The 21,613-nt window shown below is 41.7% G+C and carries 19 protein-coding genes, 1 pseudogene and 1 riboswitch; of the genes and pseudogenes, 10 read left to right on the top strand and 10 right to left on the bottom strand.

What is annotated here, in order from left to right; translation table 11 throughout:
* Positions 1-52: 52 nt before the first annotated feature.
* From JF50_RS13115 to JF50_RS13100, 4 genes are all read left to right on the top strand, one after another.
* A complete protein-coding gene (locus tag JF50_RS13115) occupies positions 53-1,387 on the top strand; it encodes a dicarboxylate/amino acid:cation symporter (protein ID WP_039609899.1) in 1,335 nt (444 codons plus the stop codon).
* Between the two features lie 156 nt (positions 1,388-1,543).
* Positions 1,544-2,419 carry an NAD(P)-dependent oxidoreductase gene (locus JF50_RS13110; protein ID WP_039609898.1) on the top strand — a complete coding sequence of 292 codons (876 nt, stop codon included), beginning with the start codon at positions 1,544-1,546 and terminating at the stop codon, positions 2,417-2,419.
* A 228-nt stretch (positions 2,420-2,647) separates the two neighbouring features.
* A complete protein-coding gene (locus tag JF50_RS13105; RefSeq protein WP_039609897.1) occupies positions 2,648-3,163 on the top strand; it encodes a glutathione peroxidase in 516 nt (171 codons plus the stop codon).
* Positions 3,129-4,106 carry a 2-hydroxyacid dehydrogenase gene (locus tag JF50_RS13100; protein WP_039609896.1) on the top strand — a complete coding sequence of 326 codons (978 nt, stop codon included), beginning with the start codon at positions 3,129-3,131 and terminating at the stop codon, positions 4,104-4,106. The genes JF50_RS13105 and JF50_RS13100 overlap by 35 nt, the downstream gene beginning before the upstream one ends.
* Before the next feature lie 54 nt (positions 4,107-4,160).
* Here the strand turns inward: JF50_RS13100 and JF50_RS13095 are convergent.
* The 4 genes and pseudogenes from JF50_RS13095 to nhaD form a co-directional block, all read right to left on the bottom strand.
* Positions 4,161-5,485 (bottom strand): annotated as a pseudogene (locus JF50_RS13095) (sodium-dependent transporter).
* 121 nt (positions 5,486-5,606) lie between these two features.
* The gene (locus tag JF50_RS13090) at positions 5,607-6,137 is read right to left on the bottom strand and encodes a DUF924 family protein (RefSeq protein WP_039609895.1); all 531 of its coding nucleotides are present in this window, start codon (positions 6,135-6,137) and stop codon (positions 5,607-5,609) included.
* 161 nt (positions 6,138-6,298) lie between these two features.
* Positions 6,299-7,645 (bottom strand): lysine-sensitive aspartokinase 3, encoded by a 1,347-nt coding sequence (gene lysC / locus JF50_RS13085; RefSeq protein ID WP_039609894.1) that lies wholly within the window; start codon positions 7,643-7,645, stop codon positions 6,299-6,301.
* An 85-nt stretch (positions 7,646-7,730) separates the two neighbouring features.
* A riboswitch (Lysine riboswitch) is annotated at positions 7,731-7,904 on the bottom strand.
* 122 nt (positions 7,905-8,026) lie between these two features.
* Entirely contained in the window at positions 8,027-9,274 is a 1,248-nt protein-coding gene (gene nhaD / locus JF50_RS13080; RefSeq protein ID WP_039609893.1) for a sodium:proton antiporter NhaD, read from the bottom strand.
* Positions 9,275-9,432: 158 nt separating this feature from the next.
* On the opposite strand from nhaD, the gene JF50_RS13075 reads away from it, so the two are divergent.
* The 6 genes from JF50_RS13075 (at position 9,433) to JF50_RS13050 (ending at position 16,445) form a co-directional block, all read left to right on the top strand.
* On the top strand, positions 9,433-10,698 hold the full coding sequence (locus tag JF50_RS13075; protein WP_039609892.1) for a hypothetical protein: 1,266 nt from the start codon (positions 9,433-9,435) through the stop codon (positions 10,696-10,698).
* Between the two features lie 13 nt (positions 10,699-10,711).
* Positions 10,712-11,263 carry a condensin complex protein MksE gene (locus tag JF50_RS13070; protein WP_039609891.1) on the top strand — a complete coding sequence of 184 codons (552 nt, stop codon included), beginning with the start codon at positions 10,712-10,714 and terminating at the stop codon, positions 11,261-11,263.
* Entirely contained in the window at positions 11,260-14,037 is a 2,778-nt protein-coding gene (locus JF50_RS13065; RefSeq protein ID WP_039609890.1) for a hypothetical protein, read from the top strand. Before JF50_RS13070 ends, JF50_RS13065 begins: the two co-directional genes overlap by 4 nt.
* A 108-nt stretch (positions 14,038-14,145) precedes the next feature.
* Positions 14,146-14,700 carry a DUF4136 domain-containing protein gene (locus JF50_RS13060; protein WP_039609889.1) on the top strand — a complete coding sequence of 185 codons (555 nt, stop codon included), beginning with the start codon at positions 14,146-14,148 and terminating at the stop codon, positions 14,698-14,700.
* Between the two features lie 126 nt (positions 14,701-14,826).
* Entirely contained in the window at positions 14,827-16,038 is a 1,212-nt protein-coding gene (locus JF50_RS13055) for an aminotransferase class V-fold PLP-dependent enzyme (RefSeq protein ID WP_235423426.1), read from the top strand.
* A complete protein-coding gene (locus JF50_RS13050) occupies positions 16,038-16,445 on the top strand; it encodes a SufE family protein (protein WP_039609887.1) in 408 nt (135 codons plus the stop codon). Before JF50_RS13055 ends, JF50_RS13050 begins: the two co-directional genes overlap by 1 nt.
* Positions 16,446-16,451: 6 nt before the next feature.
* Here JF50_RS13050 and tcdA read toward each other — a convergent pair whose 3' ends face one another.
* From tcdA to msbA, 6 genes are read right to left on the bottom strand one after another with little or no spacing between them, the layout of a single operon-like run.
* The gene (gene tcdA, locus JF50_RS13045) at positions 16,452-17,249 is read right to left on the bottom strand and encodes a tRNA cyclic N6-threonylcarbamoyladenosine(37) synthase TcdA (protein WP_039609886.1); all 798 of its coding nucleotides are present in this window, start codon (positions 17,247-17,249) and stop codon (positions 16,452-16,454) included.
* Position 17,250: 1 nt separating this feature from the next.
* A complete protein-coding gene (locus JF50_RS13040) occupies positions 17,251-17,916 on the bottom strand; it encodes a TIGR01621 family pseudouridine synthase (protein ID WP_039609885.1) in 666 nt (221 codons plus the stop codon).
* Positions 17,909-18,664: a 3-deoxy-manno-octulosonate cytidylyltransferase gene (gene kdsB, locus JF50_RS13035; RefSeq protein ID WP_039609884.1), complete on the bottom strand. Its 756-nt coding sequence runs from the start codon at positions 18,662-18,664 to the stop codon at positions 17,909-17,911. Before kdsB ends, JF50_RS13040 begins: the two co-directional genes overlap by 8 nt.
* Entirely contained in the window at positions 18,652-18,849 is a 198-nt protein-coding gene (locus JF50_RS13030; protein WP_039609883.1) for a Trm112 family protein, read from the bottom strand. The genes kdsB and JF50_RS13030 overlap by 13 nt, the downstream gene beginning before the upstream one ends.
* Positions 18,839-19,822 (bottom strand): tetraacyldisaccharide 4'-kinase, encoded by a 984-nt coding sequence (gene lpxK, locus JF50_RS13025; protein WP_039609882.1) that lies wholly within the window; start codon positions 19,820-19,822, stop codon positions 18,839-18,841. Before lpxK ends, JF50_RS13030 begins: the two co-directional genes overlap by 11 nt.
* A 2-nt stretch (positions 19,823-19,824) precedes the next feature.
* Complete coding sequence (msbA, locus tag JF50_RS13020; protein ID WP_039609881.1) at positions 19,825-21,561, bottom strand: lipid A export permease/ATP-binding protein MsbA; 1,737 nt, start codon at positions 21,559-21,561, stop codon at positions 19,825-19,827.
* Positions 21,562-21,613: the final 52 nt, after the last annotated feature.

Genomic DNA, 21,613 nt, shown 5'->3' with positions numbered 1-21,613 from the left:
GTTAGGCTATAACCATTTTAACAACAAGAAGTTTTAGGGCGTCTCCAAAACAATGACTGATAAAAATAAATTTAGCCTCACAACCCGTATCATGATAGCCATGATTGCGGGTATTGGTGTCGGTATAATTCTGCAGCAAATCCTTGCAGGTGAACCAGAGTTTCTAATCCCACTAGGGTTTGCGGAATTTCCTGTTAGAGGCTTTTTCGTCGATGGGATATTCCACGTTGGCGGACAGATTTTTATAGCAAGTTTAAAGATGCTAGTCGTACCTTTGGTATTTATATCACTGGTCTGTGGAACATGCAGTTTAAGTGACCCCAAAAAGTTAGGTCGTTTAGGCGGAAAATCGATTTTACTCTATCTAACGACTACAGCCATTGCCATCACTGTTGCGATTTCCCTAGCACTGTTAGTTAGCCCAGGTGCTGGCATTGATATGCCAACAACAAGCAGCTTTGATGCCAAAGAAGCGCCAACGCTTGCGCAAGTCATCATTGGTATGTTCCCAACCAACCCGATTGACGCAATGGCCAGTGGCAATATGTTACAAGTCATCGTGTTTGCCCTGCTTTTCGGTATCGCGATGGCACTCAGTGGTGAACCAGGTAAGCGCGTTGCAGCTGTATTTGATGACTTAAATACCGTTATCCTTAAACTGGTTACCTTGCTGATGAACTTAGCGCCTTATGGTGTATTTTGTTTAATGGCTAAGCTATTTACTGATATTCAAATGGGGCTCATTGTCGAACTGGGTAAATACTTCTTAGTGGTTGTCGCGGCACTGTTCTTCCATGCACTTGTCAATTACGCCGTTTTGCTTAAGACCCTAACAGGTCTCAATCCAATCATTTTCTTAACGAAAATGAAAGATGCCTGTATGTTTGCGTTTAGTACTTCGAGTTCAAGTGCAACCATGCCAGTTACGCTAGAGACTGCAACTAAAAAGCTGGGTGCAAAAAACTCTGTGGCGTCTTTCACGGTACCACTTGGTGCGACCATTAATATGGATGGCACCGCAATCATGCAAGGTGTCGCAACCGTGTTCATCGCGCAGGTATTTGCTGTAGACTTAACCTTAAGTGATTACCTCATGGTTATTTTAACCGCGACATTAGCATCTGTAGGAACAGCCGGTGTGCCTGGCGTTGGATTAATCATGCTGGCAATGGTGTTAAACCAAGTTGGTCTGCCTGTAGAGGGCATCGCCATTATCATGGGTGTAGATAGATTATTAGATATGACCCGCACCGCTGTGAATGTCACTGGTGATTGTATGGTAACTTGCGTTGTCGCTAAATCTGAAGGTGAATTAGATCACTCAGTATTTAATGACCCAAATGCAGCAAAAGAGCTTGAGGAAAACTTAAGTACAACCAAATCTTAACTGCATAACATGTAGAGTAGCTTAATACTGAAGCTACTCTACATTAACTTTTCCATTTAAAAGCATGACCTATTCACATCTTCATGCAAAATATTCAGCCACAAATCCTCTACTTAAGTTACAATCGAGTCATTCGCCACAACTGGATTGTAAAATATGACTTCAAATAAAAAAAATGTTGCTTTTGTTGGTCTTGGTGTAATGGGATTCCCAATGGCTGGTCACTTAGCAAATCAAGGATATAATGTCACCGTATATAACCGTACTACGAGCAAAGCACAGGCTTGGCTAGACACATACTCGGGTCAACTTGCAACTACACCAGCACTTGCCGCTAGCAACGCAGATATTGTATTTGTATGTGTAGGTAATGACGACGATCTGCGTGAAGTCACTACGGGTGCAGACGGCGTGTTAAAATCAATGAAAGAAAATACCATTTTAGTTGACCACACCACAGCATCTGCTGATGTTGCTCGCGAGCTGTTCTCAGCGTGTGAAGCTCAAAATATCGGTTTTATTGATGCCCCAGTCTCTGGCGGAGAAGCCGGCGCCGTTAACGGTCAACTCACCATTATGTGTGGTGGTAACAAAGACATATATGATCAAGTTGAGCCCGTCATGGCAACTTATGCACGCTTCTCTAAGCTACTTGGCGATGTGGGCTCAGGTCAGATAGCAAAAATGATGAATCAAATTTGTATTGCAGGTGTTGTTCAAGGCCTCGCTGAAGCTTTGCAATTTGGTCAAAATGCCAATATTGATTGCGAAGCTGTTGTTGAAGTCATTTCAAAAGGTGCAGCGGGTAGCTGGCAAATGGAAAACCGCCATAAGAGTATGTTGGATGACCATTACGAGCATGGTTTTGCCGTTGACTGGATGCGAAAAGACTTAGCTATTGCGCTAGATGAAGCAAAAAAGAATGGCTCTACTCTACCTTTAACAGCATTAGTCGACCAATTCTATGCTGATGTGCAAAAAATGGGCGGAAACCGCTGGGATACCTCAAGTTTACTCAAGCGCTTAGTTTAACCCATTTCAGTGCCACACCCGTGGCACTTTTCCTACATTCAAAATCAAACCTACCTGCAATTGTGTACTTTCCGTTAATTTTAAACTGACTTGACATAAAATTGACCAAAATGACTGCTATGCTTTAACAATGGAGGGGATTTCACCTCAAAAGCAGTCAGTGGACTATACAAAAGCGCCACATGAAGAACATTAATAGAACTCGTTATATGCACGGAACCTTGCAGCATGGAAAATATTTACAGATACAGTGTTAAATTACTTACAGGTGAGACGCTTGCTTTAAAGTCGTTAAAAGACAGGCCTGTTATTTTGGTGAACATAGCCAGCAAATGCAGTTTTACACCACAGCTTACCGCCCTAGAAAAAATGTATCGTAAATATAACAAAAAAGGGCTAGAGATCATTGCATTTCCATGTAATCAGTTTGGTAAAAATGAGCCGTTAGAAAACGAAATGCTTAAAGAGTTTTACCAATCACACTTTAACTTAAGCTTTAAAATTGCAGAAAAAACGTTAGTAAACGGGCCCGATGCTCACCCTTTATTTAATTATCTGAAGTCACATACTCGTGGCATTGCACAGAATCGTGCGATAAAGTGGAATTACACTAAGTTTTTAATTGGTACAGATGGTGAACTGCTCTCTCGCTATGCACCACGTACCAAACCAGAGTCTTTAAAGCAGATCATCGAGGGTCAGTTGCAAGATGAAAGTAGCACTCTTCAGTTCGCAAAAATATGAACACCCATTTTTTTCCAGCGCTATCTCAAAATTTAGTGGTATTGAGATAAGCTATATAGAAAATAGCTTAAATAGAGATACCGTATTTTTGGCTTCAGGCTATGACGCCGTGTGCGTCTTTGTAAACGATGATCTTAACGCCTGCGTGTTGAGTGACTTGGCAGAGCTTGGGGTTAAATTTGTCGCATTGAGGTGCGCAGGTTATAACAATGTGGATATCGAATCTGCACATGCACTAGGGATTCAAGTAGTCAGGGTTCCCTCATACAGCCCCGAAGCAGTTGCTGAACATTGCATGGCACTTATCCTGACATTATCAAGAAAAACGCATAAGGCTTATAACCGTGTGAGAGAGGAAAACTTTGATCTCAACGGTTTATTAGGGTTTAACATTCATAACAAAACAGTCGGTCTCATTGGCTGTGGAAAAATAGGCCAAGCGCTTGTTTCTATTTTAAATGGGTTTGGTGCACACACGCTTGTATATGATCCAAATATCGGTGAGGGCTCTTACACACAAGTTTCTTTAGAGATGCTGTTAGAACAAAGCGACATTATTTCCCTGCATTGCCCCCTCACTGAAACGACACACCACTTAATCGATGAAGCCGCCTTTAATACAATGAAATCAGGCGTTATGTTGATTAACACCAGTCGTGGTGCATTAATTGATACACACGCCTGTATTGCCGCTCTAAAAGCAAGAAAAATCGGTTATTTAGGTCTTGACGTATACGAGCAAGAATCAGAGCTTTTCTTCAAAGACCGTAGTGAAGAAATTATCCAAGATGATACCTTTGTAAGACTAAGTGGCTTTCCCAACGTGTTAATCACAGGTCACCAAGGTTTCTTTACTCAAGAAGCATTAACTGAAATCGCCATGACGACGGTTAAAAACCTATACGCACTCAAGCATAAAACTCATACACCCAATATTGTGTGAATCTAAATACAAAAAAAGCGCAGCCAGGCTGCGCTTTTTCCTTCAAAACTTAACTTATTTGTTTACAACAACATTGACAAATACTGCCGTCATTAAGACAGGGCAGACAAAACGAAGGTATTGTGCAAACCAGTATTGTAAACCGGTTGCATTTTCGGTCAATTTATTACCGCGTTTCCACATCCAACCAACTGTCACAAAGTAGAACAAGCCCATCAGAGGAAGCTGGTAGCGAGTAAACACCGAAATCACTAAACCAAACAGCCAGTCGAAATTCAAGATGATCAAACTAGAGCAAAGTAAAATAACCAACGTCACCACCCAAGTCGCGCTCTTTCGTTCCATACCGTGATTTTCAACTAAGAATGAGACAGGTATTTCTGTTGACGAAATTGTCGAGGTCAGAGAAGCAATTGACATTAATACAAAAAATGTTAAACCAACCCAAATACCAATTTGGCCCATACTTGAGAAAAGCTCAGGTAGAATTGCAAAAATAAGCCGCCCTTCTCCTGCTAGCTTGCCATCTTGAAATACTTCAACGCCATTTTGCTGCGCAACAAAAATGGCAGGGATAATCAATAAGCCTGCTAAAAATGCCACGCCTGTGTCTAGCATAGCAACGCTAAAAGTCAGCTTTGGTAGATTTTCATTTGGTTTTAAATATGAGCCGTAAATCATCATACAACCTACACCGAGCGATAAAGAAAAGAACGCTTGACCCATTGCCGCGATGATTAAGTCAGGATCTGTGATTTTGCTAAAATCAGGCACTAAGTATGCTCTAAAGCCCTCTTCAGCGCCTTCCAGTGTCGCCATATAGGCAATCAAACAGCATAAAAGTAACAGTAACAAAGGCATTAAACGACGTGACCACGTCTCAATACCCGATTTCACGCCTTTGAGAATAATCGCAGCTGTTAGTAGCAACATTAAAGGCGTGAAAATAAAGTTTCTATGTGTAGAGTCACCAGTCAAAAACTGGCTAGCAGCCTCTAAGCCTAACATAGAGGTGACGGGCTCAATAGAATGTGCGAGCATCCACCCCGCCACAATAGAGTAAAAACTCAGCATCACAATGGCACCAGCTAACCCCACATAGCCTGCTGTAGCACCCACCCGTGGTTGCTTTTCTTGCCATGCTTGTTTTAATGCTTTAACAGGGTTTGCTTGCGCTTGATGACCGAGATAAAGCTCGGTGTATAAAGCAGGCAACGCCAATAAAAAGATAACTATAAAATATGCGAGTAAAAATGCACCACCGCCATGATTGGCAGCTTGCGTAGGGAAGCCCAAATATTACCTAAACCAACAGCAGCACCTGCCGCCGCAAGAACAAAGCCAAGTCGGCTTTGAAAACCATCACGTACCTGAGCCATAATTGAACACAAATATAATTATTGTTGTGGCCAGCGATTATACCTTTTTAAACGAAGAATGCGAGCACTACAACCCCGATACAGGAACTCCAAAAGTGGATTGGTGATTTAAAAACAACAGTTAAAAGCTCGAACCAGGCTGCTGCAAAAACTCCAACTCTTCATCTGTTGAAACGCGACCAAGAATATCATTTCTGTGCGGATAACGCCCAAATCTATCAATAATCGTTTTATGTGCTAATTCAAACTCGTAACCAGGAAGTTCCCTAAACAAAACCTCCGCTTGACGATGAATAACGGCACTCTCACTATGCATGAAAGGCATATACAAAAAGCCAACTTCGGTATCATTCAATGCTTTATCAAAACCCTTCTCTATAGCCTGTTGTGATAGACTCAAGGCCAATGCATCACTGGCAAAAGCTTGGGGTGTATCACGATACATATTTCTTGGAAATTGATCTAATACGATAATCTCGCACAAAGAACCAACGGGCGTTTCACGCCACTTTTCAAGTTCACCGTTGTGTGCCATTTTGTGGAGAATTGAAAATTGACTTTTTACTTTCTGATCAAATGCAGAAGATTTTTGCCACCAATCTTGCTCGGAGCATGTAACAAACCAAAACTCGTAAATATCTTGATACTGCATAAGTCACCCTCAGTGTAAAAACTCTCCTCTTGGATAAGCTTGTCACTTTACGCCTATTATTGCAACTTTATCATTAATATTTGTTATAAAGTTATGTATTTCCGGCAATATCTAGAGAGAGTATACGGAACACGGGTATACTCTCTTCAATTAAGACACGTTTATGCTGCTTCTAATAATTTTTGATGAATTGCTTTTACCACTGAATCCGATTTCGACTGTTCAACTAAGAAACATAAGTTATGACGGCTGGCTCCATGACAAATCAAACGAATATCAAATTCAGATAACACATCAACCAAGCAGTCATCTCCTCCTCTCAACTGAATCTCTGAGCCTATCATGGCAACTAGTGTGAGATTATTTTCGACTGACACGTGACAAAATTCACCTAGCTCATCAAGGCAAGCTTGATCCAATTCCGGACGCGAAGCATTTGGCGCGTTGTCTAATGTTAACGCAACGCTGATTTCAGAAGTCGTAACAAGGTCGACGGAAATATTATAGTTACTGAGTATGGTAAATATTTTTGCTAAAAAGCCGCTTGCTAGCAGCATTTCAGGGCTCTTCAAAGTCAATAGGATTTGATTTTTACGTTGTGTAACAGCTCTGATACCAGATTGTGATTGTGTTTCTTTTTCAATCCAAGTTCCCCCTTGCTCAGGTGCTTTGCTCGAACCAACAAATACCGAAATGCCTTTGCGACTTGCAGGAAGAATCGTTGCTGGATGCAACACTTTTGCACCGAAAGTTGCCATTTCAGCAGCTTCGTCAAAGCTCAACCTAGCAATTGGTTTTGCTTTGCTGCATAACCTAGGATCTGTGCTAAATATGCCAACCACATCTGTCCATATATGAACACTGTGTGCGTTGATTGCTTCTGCAATAAGCGCAGCACTGTAATCAGAACCACCGCGGCCAAGTGTGGTCGTTTGTCCATATTTGTCACTGCCAATAAACCCTTGGGTCACCACAACGTGCTCCTCAAGCAATGGCTTTAAGTATTCTGACGATGCGGCTGCTGTTGCGGCAATATCTGGTGTTGCCTTAGAGAAATTATCATCAGTCTTTAAAACTTCTCTGATGTCAAAACGCACTGAACTAACGCCTAAGTTACGCAGCACTTGGGTAAAAATATAGGATGAGAAACGCTCACCAAAGCTCAATACTTCATCGCATTGTTGTGTGCTTAAAGCAGGTAACAGCGCTATTTCTTTGAACTCTTTGTATGTGTCGTCAAAACCAGACTGTAAATCCGCATCAAGTGTCACATGTTCCAAAATACGCTGCTGAATTTGCATTACCGCGTCAACCAGTATTTGTCGCTGAGTCTCATCGGCCTTTTGTTGTACCAACTCAACTAGATGATTGGTAACACCTGCACTGGCACTGACTACGACTACTCGAACACTCGGGTCATCATTTATTATTTGCGCACAACGATGCATAGCTGTGTAGTCGGCAACACTTGTACCACCAAACTTAGCAACTACATACTGGGAATTCATTTTATCTCCTTGTGACAACATGAGTGCTGTCAAAAAAATAAGGAGAACTCATTGGCAAGAGGATGCAGAACTACATTGAAAAACCACTGCCAGAAGCTCTCCACCAATAATCGGTGACAGTTCCAGGGATTCAACCCCGTAAACCGAAAAGTCATTGTGACGACCAATCACTTTCCTCGGCGAATACTTCCCTCACTTGCTGTCTTTGGATGTCGTGTCCTCTAACAAGCTACCTAAGCATCGCACCTCTTCTGTTTATTTTGCGCGTTCTAAGCTGAACAAGAGCAAAATAAAAGCCTGCTTCTGGAGCAGGCTTTTAAAAACTATCTTTTAGACGTCTAGGTGTCAAGCTATTTTGTACCTAGACATCAAAAAATTTATTTAAATGAGTTGTCCCATATAAAATGAACCCGCATAACCAATGGTGTAGGCCACCAGTAGATATAACACCATTTTTAAATAACTCATGAAAGTCAGTGCCTTGACTTTGCTCATTGCTATAATCCCAGCAGCAGAACCGATAATAAGCATCGAACCTCCAACGCCTGTTGCATACGTAAAGGTTAACCATTGCTGAGGAGTCATTTCTATCTGCGCTTTAAGTAAAGCTGCTGTGAGTGGCACATTATCAACCGCCGCGCTCAATATCCCGACTAAGTAATTCGCATACTCTGGTGCCAAAAATTGATATAACTCAGTAAACATACTCAATACGCCAACTTCTTTAAGTGCGCCCACTAACAACAACACACCTACAAAGAAAAGCAGCGTGTCATATTCTATCTCTCGTATGTAATCAATAATCTTTTTGTTGACGTCTTTTTTACGCATAAGAAACTGCGCGACTAAAAACATAAAAGACAAACCAAACAAAAACGTAAGCATGGGCGGTACTTGATACTGAACACTTAAATACAATGTGGCAAGCACAGTAGACATAAAAATAACAGCTATGGTGATGTCTGTTTTTTCGATTCTTCTCACTTCTTGGCGAGCAAAATACAACTGCTCATTCATGCCAATGGATAACATCGCAGCCAACGCAAATACACTTACAATAGCGGGCATCACCAACAGCAATAAATCAGGGATAGTGACTTTACCAGCCAAAAATATCATTAAGGTCGTCACATCACCAGTGATTAAAGAGACACCGCCAGAATTTACGCTAAATATGATTAATGTGGCATACTTAACAAGCTTTTTAGCATCCAACTTCAAGGACATGACAACTGCCAGCGAAATTAAAGTCGCTGTAATATTGTCTGAAATCGAAGAAAAAACAAATGCAAATGCACCGACGAGAAACATTAACTTTCTCTCACTAATTTGCTCTGGCATGATCCGATGCACAATATTTTGAATAAAGCCTTTGGAGTTTAAATAAGCTACAAAGGTCATCGCAGCCATTAAAAAAAGCCATAAGGTCGCGATTTCTAAAATGTTGTGATCTAACTGATGTTGTATAGTTTCTGAGCTTTCACCATGAATTGGAGATATAAAAGCGATAATCCAACATAAAGTGCCAAAAAAAAGCGTCGTTTTGGCCTTGTTTACATGGATAATATCCTCTATAACGATAAGCACAAAAGCTAGCGCTATTAGGGTTAGGATTATGGAAGTGACCATACGCGTAAACAACCTGTAATAATATGTAATTTTTGTAAAAGGCGATGTAAATCGGCGCGGAGTCTAACACTATGGGCAAGTGACTGCTATCGCTAATTACACTTTATGACAAATTAGTGAACTAGTGATGTCACAAAAATGATACAAACTGGAAAGTTATGATCCCAGCTAAAAAAGTTCTTAATACATTAAATGAGCATTGGAGTGTTTTAGAGCTGTTATTTAAACGCTTTAAAATGTCTGATTTCAGTATAAAAGATGTACAAAACTTAATAAAATTAAAAAATCCAAACTGGTCAAGTGAGCGGATTTACAAAGAGACTAATCGACTCTTAAATCAAGAAATTATTATTCCACTGGCCAAGTCTTCTCAACTTGAAATCAATCGTGCAGTCGCTGATTTTACAAGTTTTTTATTACAAGAAGAGCACTTAGGTTTAGCCGAAGAGATCACTGTATTGGTGAAAGATTTGCAACGCCTTGGCGAGCGACTTTCTCAGGCCGGCAATGAAGGCGACCACAGCGAGCTAAGACGTTTCAGCCGGATAATGGATGAACGAGTCAGAAAAATTGTAAAGCTTTATCAACACAACGAAAGCGCAATACTCAATTTAGTTGAGCAAGCAAAATCTGATCACAGTAACTTATCACTCAAACGACGCTATCAAGCTGTAATAGAAGCATTCGATGAGTATATTGAGCCTATGCTTGAAATGGTCGACATTCATGGTCCTTTCCAAGCGTGCTTTAGCCAAATTGAATTACAGATCAGCGAACAAATAAGTCAAATTGAGCAGCTTGGTCGTGGCGCACATGATAAACGTATGTTAGAGCAGTTGAGAACGCGAATTTTAGACATGCACTTAATCGGTCGTGAAAGCTTAAGTAAAAGCGCTGATATGCTGATGCCGCTGCGTGAAGAGCTCAGGCGCAATACGTTAATTACCCGTCAGGCAGCCAAGGTATTGGGGCTTATTCGTAAAAATGGTGTCGACCGCATGCTCACGCCTGTACAGCCAGATTTTGTATCGGATATACAACGTTTCAATCTTGGTCAAAAACGCCATATGGTTGCTTACATGGCAAGCCTCGCAGAGTTTGAGCATGAAGAATATCAGCTCCCAGATCACGATGATGTACCCGCATACCAAAGTCCTAACATCCCCGACTATCAGGATGTTAGAAAGTCATTCTCTACCAGCGGTAAAAAGCGCACGGCCCTACTTGGATTTCTAAGTGACAGCTACCCGAATTTAGAAGCCGATGAGATGCTGTTTTTATACCAAAAGCTTATCAGCGACCCTGCTCTCTCGGTCACGCAGTCTGATTCTCAAGAGTCAATGCAATTAGCAAATACCAAAATTAAATTGTATCCATTTAGCGCTTCGGAACACTCTCAATCCGACGCTGAAAAAGCAAAGTAATAAGTACAAGACCATGACACAAATTAATCTAAATGACCTAACACAGCTGCAAGCTATCAATAAAAAGCTTGCTGGTGGTTACCACATTAGCGAACAAGATACGACACTGTGGCAAGAACTTGATCAGCACATTGAAGCTTATCAGGCGTTGTTTGCAGCACTTGGCCATGACCTTCAACATGATGCTCGCGGTTTTTATTACCTTGCTAGTGATGAAAGCACACCTAACATGGGTAAAATCAGCCGCGCGATCGCTTTAACCGTGTTTATCCTCATCGAGTATTACGCAAACCAAGGCAAAGATCCTTTACGTGCACTTTTTGATGAGCAAATCGATTTAGAACTAATGCAAACCCTCATCCAACTTAACAAACACTTATTTGATCAATTAGAGATCTTCTCAGGATCAGATTTAAGAAAAGATGTCTTTTTAAGAATGTTGAGATTAGGCCTTTGTAAAGAAACCGAGCGTGGTTTTGTATTGTTGGCACCAGTTTATAGATATATCGACGCCTTAATGGAAGTCAATGAAGATAATTTTGAAGCGCTAGAGGAAGAAGTATGAGCGAATTATATGGACTAAGCAAACTGGCGCTTTTAAACACAGCGGGCTATGCCAAGTGTGTTATCCCACTAAATAAAAGCGCATCAATCTGTGCGCCTAACAACACGGGTAAAAGCTCGGTCATTAATGCGCTACAATTTCCATTAGTCAATGACTTACGCTTGACTGAATGGGATGGTCACGACCTAGAGGAAACCAGAAAGTTCTACTTCTCTAGTGATCAATCATATATTTTGCTCGAAGCCAATCTGCCTCACGGTGACGTTGTCATTGGTGTTGCTGGTCTTGGTAAAATCGCAGGCTATGCGCATCAGTTTTTTTGCTACAACGGCAAATTAAACCTTGATGACTTTACCGAAGGCAAAAGCATTATCAAATACACCAAGTTATTTAATCACCTTGGTGAAAAAGGTTTTAAACCAATTGAACTCAAAGCAGCTGAATTAAACGCATTATTAACCGGTGGTGCGACACCTTATGACGGTGACATTAACCTTAAAATGATCCCACTCAATAATGTGCAAGATGCCGCGATCTACAAAGAGATCTTTAGGCGTATTTTAAACCTGCACAAACTGGGTGCTCATGATGTTAAACGCTTTATGTTACGTGTTTTTGAACGTCATATGTCAAATTCAAAAGTCGATTTTTACGAAGTATGGCGCCGCGCATTCGACAAGGTTAATCGCTCTAAGCGAGAGCTTAATGCACTAGAGTCTATGCAAGAGCCCATTGCAGCCCTTGAGCAAATGATCGAAAGTGAAGCGACCATTAAAGGTAAGCTAGCTGCATATGCGCCTAAAATTGACCAAGCCATTATTGCTTTTGATGAATATCAAACGACACAGATTGATGAGCTAAACGAGCAACTCGAAAATATCGAACAAGAAAAGCGTGATTTTGAGCAAAAACAGCAGCTTTATGTCCAACAATCTCGTGATATCGAGCGTAAACAAACGCAAATTGAGCGGTGGTTTACAGACTACCAAGCCCTTAAATCTGAGTTTGAGCTGACCAATCATGCTACTTTAAAAACTAACCTTACACTGCTGAAAAAAGAATATGAGCAACTGTCTTTCTCAATTAACAGCGCACAAGGTCAAAGCTTACATACACTTGACTATCGTATTGGTGAAACTCAAAAGCAAATCAAGAGTTTAAAGCTTCAGCTTAAAAACTTAGAATTTAACCTATTTACGCGAATGCGTGAGGATCTTTCACTAAAAGAAGTTGAAGAGATTTCACGAATTTTAAATCCTGATCTGCTGTCTTTTGCCACCACCTCGCAGGGTGAAGTCACAATTGAAGATGAAGATGCATTTGCTGACTTCTTGGCGCTTCTATCAAACGCTGTAAAAGGCGGTGAACTTAAACTGCCGGGTGTCAGCATTAAACTGAAAAAACTAGCACCTGTGCAAATGCAAAGTGGAGAGAATAAAGCACAGCTACAAGCTCAGCTTGAAGCCCTGCAACGCTCACTGGCAGAACTTAAGCAGCAAAGAGAGGTTGCTGCAAACGTTGCCGATAAACAGCAAGAGCGCGATGCATTATATCAAGAACTTATGTCAACTGAGGAAGCTCTAAAACGCTTCGAGCAATTCCAAACGATGCAGCAATCAGCTGAAGCACAGCTTGCGCTTAAAGACCAATTAACGGCTGAACGCGAGCAAGTCGATGACTATTTGCAAGATGTACAACGCAATGCGGGATCCATTTCAGATCGCCGTTCGATCATCAAGAGCAAACAAGATCTAATCCTAAGACAAAGCGATCGTTTAAAGCAAGTTAAGTCTGAGCGTATCGACCATACCTTGGCGATTTATGAAGGTAAGCAAACCCCTTACCCAATCGATGTTAAAATTGATTTTGATAATCTCTCGGAAATTGTGCACCAGTTTAACAAAGATTGCCAAGAGCTTAGAAACCTTGATGTGAATGTTCGCAATACCTATTTACACATTTACAATGCGGGCATCACAAAGTTTGATAACGAAACCGATGAATCTACAAAATACGCTAAGTTGATCAGTGCTTATCATAATATTGATAACGAGCGCGATGCGGTAGAGCGTCAAGCACGTGTTGCACTGACAGAGGTTGCGGCAACAATTAAAGGTTTGAGGGAAGACTTAGATCGCTTACGCCGCGAAATGAACAGTTTCAACCGTGGGATCAGCCAGCACCGTATCTCCAATTTAAAAGCGTTTAAGATAAATGTCATCCCTCGCAAGATGCTGGTTGACAGTATTGATACCATCATCAGCACCTCTGAAGTCTACGAGCAAGGGGAAAGTTTTGATTTACTGAGTGAAGCCAAAGCGGACGAAAATGCAGTAAATGAAGCAAAAGATCACATTATCAAGCTGGCGAGTGAAAAAGCAGGCCTGACGCTAACAGATTTGTTCGACATCCGCTTTGAAGTCGTCAATCGTGCTGGTGAAACCGAGCATTTTGATAAAATTGACTCTGCCGGCTCAAACGGGACGCGTATCACCATTAAGCTACTGTGTGGTATGTTGTTTATTCGTTATCTGCTTTCTGATCAAGAGCAAGCCTTGTACCGTATACCTATTTATATTGATGAAGCGGCTGATATCGACCCACAAAACCAAAAAGCAATTATAGAGACTGCTTTAAGCTTTGGGTTTGTACCAATCTTTGCTTCGGTGAAGCCACAGATCAGTTGTGATTACCTAGTGCCAATTCGCAGTGTGAATAAAGGCAGCCAAAACTGGGTAGATGAAAAAGACTGGATTGAAGTGGAACATTCGTAGTTAAAAATGGTCTTATTAACTGGACTATAGAGTTTATTTGCATCTTTGCTTATCGACTTAGGTCCAGTTAGTATTACAAGGCTTTAGGCCTTAATTAAGGAGTAAAAAATGACTCGTAACCTGCTCGTAGCGCTAAGTTTAATTGTATTAAGTGCTTGTTCTAACACCCCTGACTGGGACTATGACAAATCTGTCGAGTTTGCCAATTACAAAACTTTTTCGTGGTCTCCCGATACTGCCAATTTTGATAAGGGTGCAGACAATTACCAAATCAGTGAGCTGATGGAAAAGCGCGTTCGCAATGCAATTATCTCTGAAATGGCGCAGCACGGTATCACCCTTGTAGAAGGTGCTAAAGCAGATGTGATGGTAAACTTCCACGCGGCAGTAGATACAAAGCTTGACGTGGATACTTTTAATACCAGCTATTCCGCACGTTGGAACTACTGGGGCGTAGGCTGGCATACTCAAACACAAGCACGCGAATACGAAGTAGGTACTTTGGTTATTGATATTATCGACAGTGCGTCAAATCAACTGGTTTGGCGCGGCGCAAAAGAAGGTCGCTTACGCAAAAAGCAATCGCCTGAAAAACGCACCGAGTCGGTTAATAATACCGTCAAAGATATTCTCGCCAACTTCCCTCCAAAGGTTGAGCACTAAAGGCACAATTAAGGCAGCAACAAGCTGCCTTTTTCAATTTACCCACCTGATTTAATTGTTCAGACTTGCAAGGGAATTTCAATTAGGTAAAATTCGGCGGTTTCCGGTTCTTAATGAGCAACTATCTTGATTGAGCAACTTCGCAAAGACTTTCCTTTATTACACCAATTAGTGGATGAGCAGCCGCTGTGTTATTTTGATTCTGCTGCCACTACACAAAAGCCACAGAGTGTAATTGATGCTGTAAGCCATTTTTATCAGCTCGAAAATGCCAATGTACACCGCGGAGCACACACGCTTAGTGCTGATGCAACCACAAAATATGAAGCGGTACGCGACAAACTTGCTCAATACTTGAATGTTCATAGAAATGAGATTGTGTGGACCAAAGGAGCAACCGATTCACTTAATTTAGTCGCCCACGGTCTATCAGAAAAGTTAACTGAAGATGATGTCATTGTACTCTCCCCTTTTGAGCATCACGCCAATATTGTGCCTTGGCAACAAGCAGCCGCCAGAACAGGTGCTAAAATCGTTGTTCTACCCGCGTCAAAAGATGGGGTGCTAGATCACACTGCGTCTATTGAGCTCATACACGAGGTTAAACCGACTATTTTAAGTATTTGCCATGCATCAAATGCGCTGGGCAATATTCATGACGTCAAATCATTGATTGAAGCATCAAAATCCTATTCAACAATCACTGTCGTTGATGGTGCCCAATCATTTATGCATTTAAAGCCAGACTTAACACAACTTGATTGTGATTTTTTCGTGTTTTCAGCTCATAAAGCGCTTGGGCCAACGGGACTTGGTGGCCTATTCGGTCGCTTTGATCTGCTCAATAGCTTGCCTGTCTACCAAACCGGTGGCGAGATGATTGACACAGTTAGCTTTTCAGGCACAACTTTTAGACAGGCACCTGAAAAGTTTGAGCCCGGTACACCTAATATCAGCGGTGTCCTCGGCTTTGGTGCTGCACTTGATTATTTAAATAATATTGAACGAGATGCGTTAATTGAGCACGAGCATACTTTGTATCAATACTTGGTATCCCGCCTACAAGATGTCGAAGGGGTTAAAATTTGGGGCGACACAACACATAATATCGGTGTTGTCAGTTTTACTTATAAAGACGAGCATCACTTTGACATCGCTACCCTATTAAACACCTACGGCGTCGCGGTAAGAAGTGGCCATCACTGCACACAGCCTTTAATGACACATTTAAATATTCCCGGCACAATTCGCGTAAGTCTTGCGTTTTATAATAATAAGCAAGACATAGACACTTTTATCAGTGCACTTCTAGAAACCATTGAGATGTTGGAAGAATAATGGATATCAATCAAATCCAAGAAAAGCTAAACAGTTTATCTGGCTGGCAAGCAAAATACCGTGAAATCATGTTACTTGGTAAACAACTACCAAATTTGCCAGAGCCGCTGAAGACCTCTGAGGCGCTTGTAAAAGGCTGCGAAAGCAACGTATGGCTACACATTGACCTAGACGAGTCTTTACAACGACTCGTGCTTATTGCTGACTCAGATACGCGTATCGTAAAAGGATTATTGGCGATTATTCTGGCCTGCTACAACCATACATTACCAAACGAAGCAAAAGACATCGACGCTTATCTGCTATTTGAAGACATGGGCCTAATTAAACATTTAAGCCCATCGAGAGGTAATGGTGTCAAAGCGATTGTCGAACGTATTCAACAGCAGGTAAATAAGCTCCAGTAATTGGAGCTACTTACTTGCTCGCGCTTTTTTATCTAAGTATTTTCGTATAGATTTTGCTGCGGCAAAAAAACCAAAACTGCCAGTCACCATGGTTGCCGAACCAAAGCCTGTCGCACAATCCATATTTTTACTGCCATCAGCTTGTTGTTTCGCTTTGCACACTTCACCATCCCCTGTTGGGTATACAAGTTGCTCTGTAGAATACACGCAATCTACGGCAAACTTGCGCTTCGGGTTAGTGGTAAAGTTATATTGCTTGCGCAATAAATATCGTACTTTAGCAAGTAGCGGATCATGAGTTGTTTTAGCAACATCCCCAAAACTAATCTGACTGGGGTCAGTTTGTCCACCCGCGCCCCCAGTTGTGATGACGGGAATTTTGTTACGCTTACAATGCGCTATCAGTGCCGCTTTCTCTTTTACAGCATCAATACAATCAATCACATAATCAAAGCCTTGAATGTACTCTTTGATATTTTCTTGCGTAATAAAATCGTCAATTACAGTGACCTGACCATTTGGATTGATGCTTTCAAGACGAGATTTCATTGCCTCTGCTTTAATTTCACCCACTGTTTGCGTCACTGCGTGTAATTGACGGTTGATATTCGTCACACAAATATCGTCAAGATCGATCAGTGTAATATGTCCGATACCAGTTCTTGCTAATGCTTCAGCAGCCCAGCTGCCCACACCACCGATGCCTATGACGCAAAAATGCGCGTCACTTAACCATGCTAATTGTTGGTCACCATATAATCTGCCGATGCCACCAAATCGAAGTGACGTATCTTGATCTGTCATATTACCACTCTAACTGCTCAGGCTGACGCCATGATAAAAATACTTCATGCTCAATTAATTGCATGAATTTAGTGCCTTCTTCAGGCTCAATACTAAAAACCACACGCTTGTCATTCCAATTAAACGAGAGATAATACGCGTGTAAATATACTCTATCGGACTGTTTACCACCATAGCTATCATCACCTAAAATCGGCGCTGACAGACTTTTCAGGGCAACTCGTAATTGATGAGTTTTACCACTGTACGGCTTCAGTAAACATGCCCTTAGACCTGGTTCAATGCTTATAGAATAAAACCGGGTTATCGCTGGGTTTTCTTGGCTTTTTAAAAGTTTATATGTGCCACGCCGAGACTTGGCCATATCGCCTTTTATCCACCCTTGTTTTTTCTTGGGCTTATCTGAAATCAGCGCGAGATAATATTTATCTACCTCGCGACTTGTGAACAGTTCTGTTAGTTTAGCAGCCGCTTGACTAGATTTTGCCAACACCAATAAGCCAGATGTGACCTTATCCAATCTGTGCACTGGAAATAAACTAATCTCCAACTGTTGCTCCAACAAAGCGACAAACCCAGCTTGCTCTTCGCTATGAAAACTGATACCACAAGGCTTATAAGCAACAACAAAATCTTCATGCTGCGCAATGACTTTGATATCAGCCATTTAAAAACTCAATCACTCGGTTTAAGTCTTCAGGTGTATCAACGCCTGCATGTACAGGTTTACACGCTTTGGTCACTTTGATTGAGTGGCCATGATAGAGCACTCGAAGCTGCTCTAAAGACTCTTGCACTTCCAGTGGCGATACACTCAAATCCAGATAGGTTTTTATAAACCCAGCGCGATAAGCATAAATCCCCACATGACGCTTAAAGTGTGCAAGTGGAATACTGTCTTTATCCAAAGTCATCATGCTGTCACGCTGAAAAGGGATCGGTGAGCGAGAAAAGTACAACGCATTATTCTTAATATCGCTAACTACTTTCACAGCATTGGGGTTAAGTACTTCTTCCACATCTTCAATATCAACGCTCAATGTTGCCATAGGCGCAGAAGAGTTGAACAGTAACTCCGCTACTTGAGAGATATTTTCTGGTTCGAGCAAAGGTTCATCACCTTGCACATTCACCATTAATGTATCGTCATCTAAATTGAGAAGTTCAACCACTTCAGCAAGGCGCTCGGTACCTGATTGATGATCTTCACGGGTCATTAATACGTTATCGGTAAAACGCTTTGCTTCATCAAAAACCAGCGGGTGATCAGTCGCGATGTAAACCGCTTTTGCGCCTGATTTTTGTGCTTGCTCAAAAACCCTTTGGATCATTGATCTACCACAGATATCGACCAGCGGTTTACCAGGCAAACGTGTTGATGCATACCTTGCAGGTATGACAACTATGAATTCCACTTTTCTACCTCTTCAAGAGATAATTCTCTTGCCTCATTTTCTAGCAAAACTGGAATATCATCCCTAACTGGATAGGCAAGTTTAGCCGCTGTGCTAATCAGCTCTTTATTGTCTTTGTCGTATACCAATTTGCCCTTGCATACTGGACACGCAATGATTTCAAGTAATTTTGTATCAAACGCCATGGGTAATAATCCCCTTTTTATCTAATAAGTTGTGAAGCTTGCTTACAAGCCTCTCTGACGGAACAGCGTCTACGCGCAAGAAATACCAATTGTCTTTTGCAAAAGACTGGCACTTTACCGCGTCTTTTTCTGTCATAAAAACGTTGCTTTTGTTGTATATCTCAAAGTCTTGTTCAGTGAACATGTGATGATCAGCAAAATGTTTGCTTTGTGTGATTGTCACCCCATTTACACTCAGCGACTTCTCGAAACGCGACGGGTTGCCTATCGCACTCACGGCAATGCCTTTGGGTTCAAATTGTGTCACTCGTGCGCCTGTTTTCACACTGTAAATACCGGTTGTATTGAGTGAGTACCCATCTTCTTTAATTGAACCATTGAACACCGTCAGATCAACTGACTTCAAACGCTTGGGAGTCTCTCTCAGTGGCCCTGCAGGTAACAAAAAACCATTGCCAAAACGACGCTCATTATCAACTATACATATCTCAATATCTCTATCGAGCTGGTAATGTTGCAAGCCGTCATCACTCACGATGATATCAGGTTCATTGTGTGCGATAAGGTACTCAATGCTTGCTTTGCGGTCACCACCTATGACCACGTCACAACCCAATCGCTTATAAATTAACAGCGGTTCATCTCCAGCTTGCTGCGCAGTACTGTCATCTGTAACGTGGTAAGGAGTATGAGGCGGTTTTGCACCATACCCTCGGCTAATAACTGCCACTTTCAAGCCAAGTGATTGTAAATAAGGCACTAGCCAAAGTACAAATGGTGTTTTGCCGTTGCCTCCAATACCAATGTTGCCAACAATCATGACTGGTACAGACGCCTTATATGCTGATTTTATACCGACACGAAACAACAAACGTCTAGTGGAGCTTACAAGCCAAAACAATGCGCTCAATGGTAACAGTACAACATTGATTAAACTCATTGGCTTATACCAACTTTGTTCTATTTTTCTCATTGTCATTCACCATATTGCATCTTACACAGTGCAGAGTAAGCACCATCATTGGCGAGTAGATCTTCATGTTTCCCTTGCTCAAGTACACGACCTTTGTCTAGTACATAAATTTGATCTGATTTTTCGATGGTTGACAATCGATGTGCAATCACAATGGAAGTCTTATTCACCATTAATTTATCTAGTTCTTCTTGGATCAAGCGCTCAGACTCAGTGTCCAGCGCCGATGTAGCTTCATCTAGTATCAATACTGGCGCATCTTTAACGATGGCACGGGCTATCGCTATACGCTGTCTTTGGCCACCAGAAAGCATCACACCATTCTCACCGACTTCAGTGTCTAAACCTTGTGGTAAATCTTTAACAAATTCCCAAACATGCGCTTTTTTAGCAACGTCAATTAATTCAGCTTCACTGAGCTTTTCATCTAAGCCGTACATGATGTTATTTGCAATCGTATCATTGAACAAAGTGACGTGCTGAGAGACAAGCGCAAATTGATTTCTAAGGCTGGCTAAAGTGTATTCGCTCAGCTCTACGCCGTCGAGTGTGATGGAGCCGCTATCTAAGTCATAAAACCTCGGTAATAAACTTGACAGTGTCGACTTACCAGAGCCACTGCGGCCCACTAGTGCTATGCTCTTACCTGCGGGGATCTCAATCGAAAGGTTTTCGATAACTGGCTCGTCTTTTGTTGGATACGTAAACGTGACACCTTTTACGGAAATAGCGCCAGTGACGGTTTCCACAGTGTGCGTCCCAGTATCCTTCTCCTTCTCTTCATCAAGCACTTCAAAAATGCTCTTGGCAGCAGCAATACCGCGTTGAAAATCACTGTTTACATTTGCCAATTGCTTCAAAGGGCGTAACATCATGACCATTGCCGTGATCAATGAAGCGACAACGCCTGGCGTCAATGATTCATGCACCTCAGGCATAGCAATAATCGCTAAAACCACCGCCATCGCACTGGCTGCAATAAGCTGTATGACAGAAACACTCAAAGCCCTCGTCGCATCCATTTTCACACGTTGTTGACGATTGTGGTTATTCACTTTGGCAAATTGCGCGATTTCTTTATCCTGACCACCAAAACCATGAATTTCTTTGTGACCAGAAAGCATCTGCTCTGAGCCTCTTGTCACTGCACCCATGGCATCCTGAATACTTTTTGAAATTTTTCTGAAACGTTTAGAAACGACACTCACAACAATGGCTACAAATGGCACAATCACTAAAAATAACAATGACAACTTCCAGCTAATTGCAAACATGCCCCACAGTAAGAAGACGACAAATGCCCCTTCTCTGATTGCCACTTGAAGCGCGCGCGTGACAGCTTGCTGTACTTGCTCTGTATCAAAAGTAATTTTTGAAACCAACTCTCCATTGGAATGTTTGTCGTGAAATGAGACTGGCATAAACAGCATATGCTCATAGAGCTGCTGTCGTAATTTTCTAACAACTTGAGAGCCAACGTAACTTAAACAGTATGAGGACATATAGTTAAATACACCTCGACCCAAAACCAAAAGAATAACAACGATTGGGGCCATTGCCAGAACTTCTTGATTACCTTGCGTTAAGCCATCATCCATAAAAGGTTTCATTAACTGTATGAACAGTGCATCCATTGCGGCATAACCGAGCATGCCAATTATCGCAAACAAAGACGCTGCTTTAAATTCGTAAGTGTAAGCCAAAAGCCTTTTATATATTTGCTTTCCAGACTGTTGCATAGTGTTACTCTAAAACTTCAAAACCCCCTTATTGTATCTGCCATCAAGCAAA

Origin of the sequence: Pseudoalteromonas luteoviolacea (genome assembly GCF_000814765.1) — a bacterium.
Lineage (GTDB): Bacteria > Pseudomonadota > Gammaproteobacteria > Enterobacterales > Alteromonadaceae > Pseudoalteromonas > Pseudoalteromonas luteoviolacea_H.
This window is presented reverse-complemented; position numbering and strand designations above follow the sequence as displayed.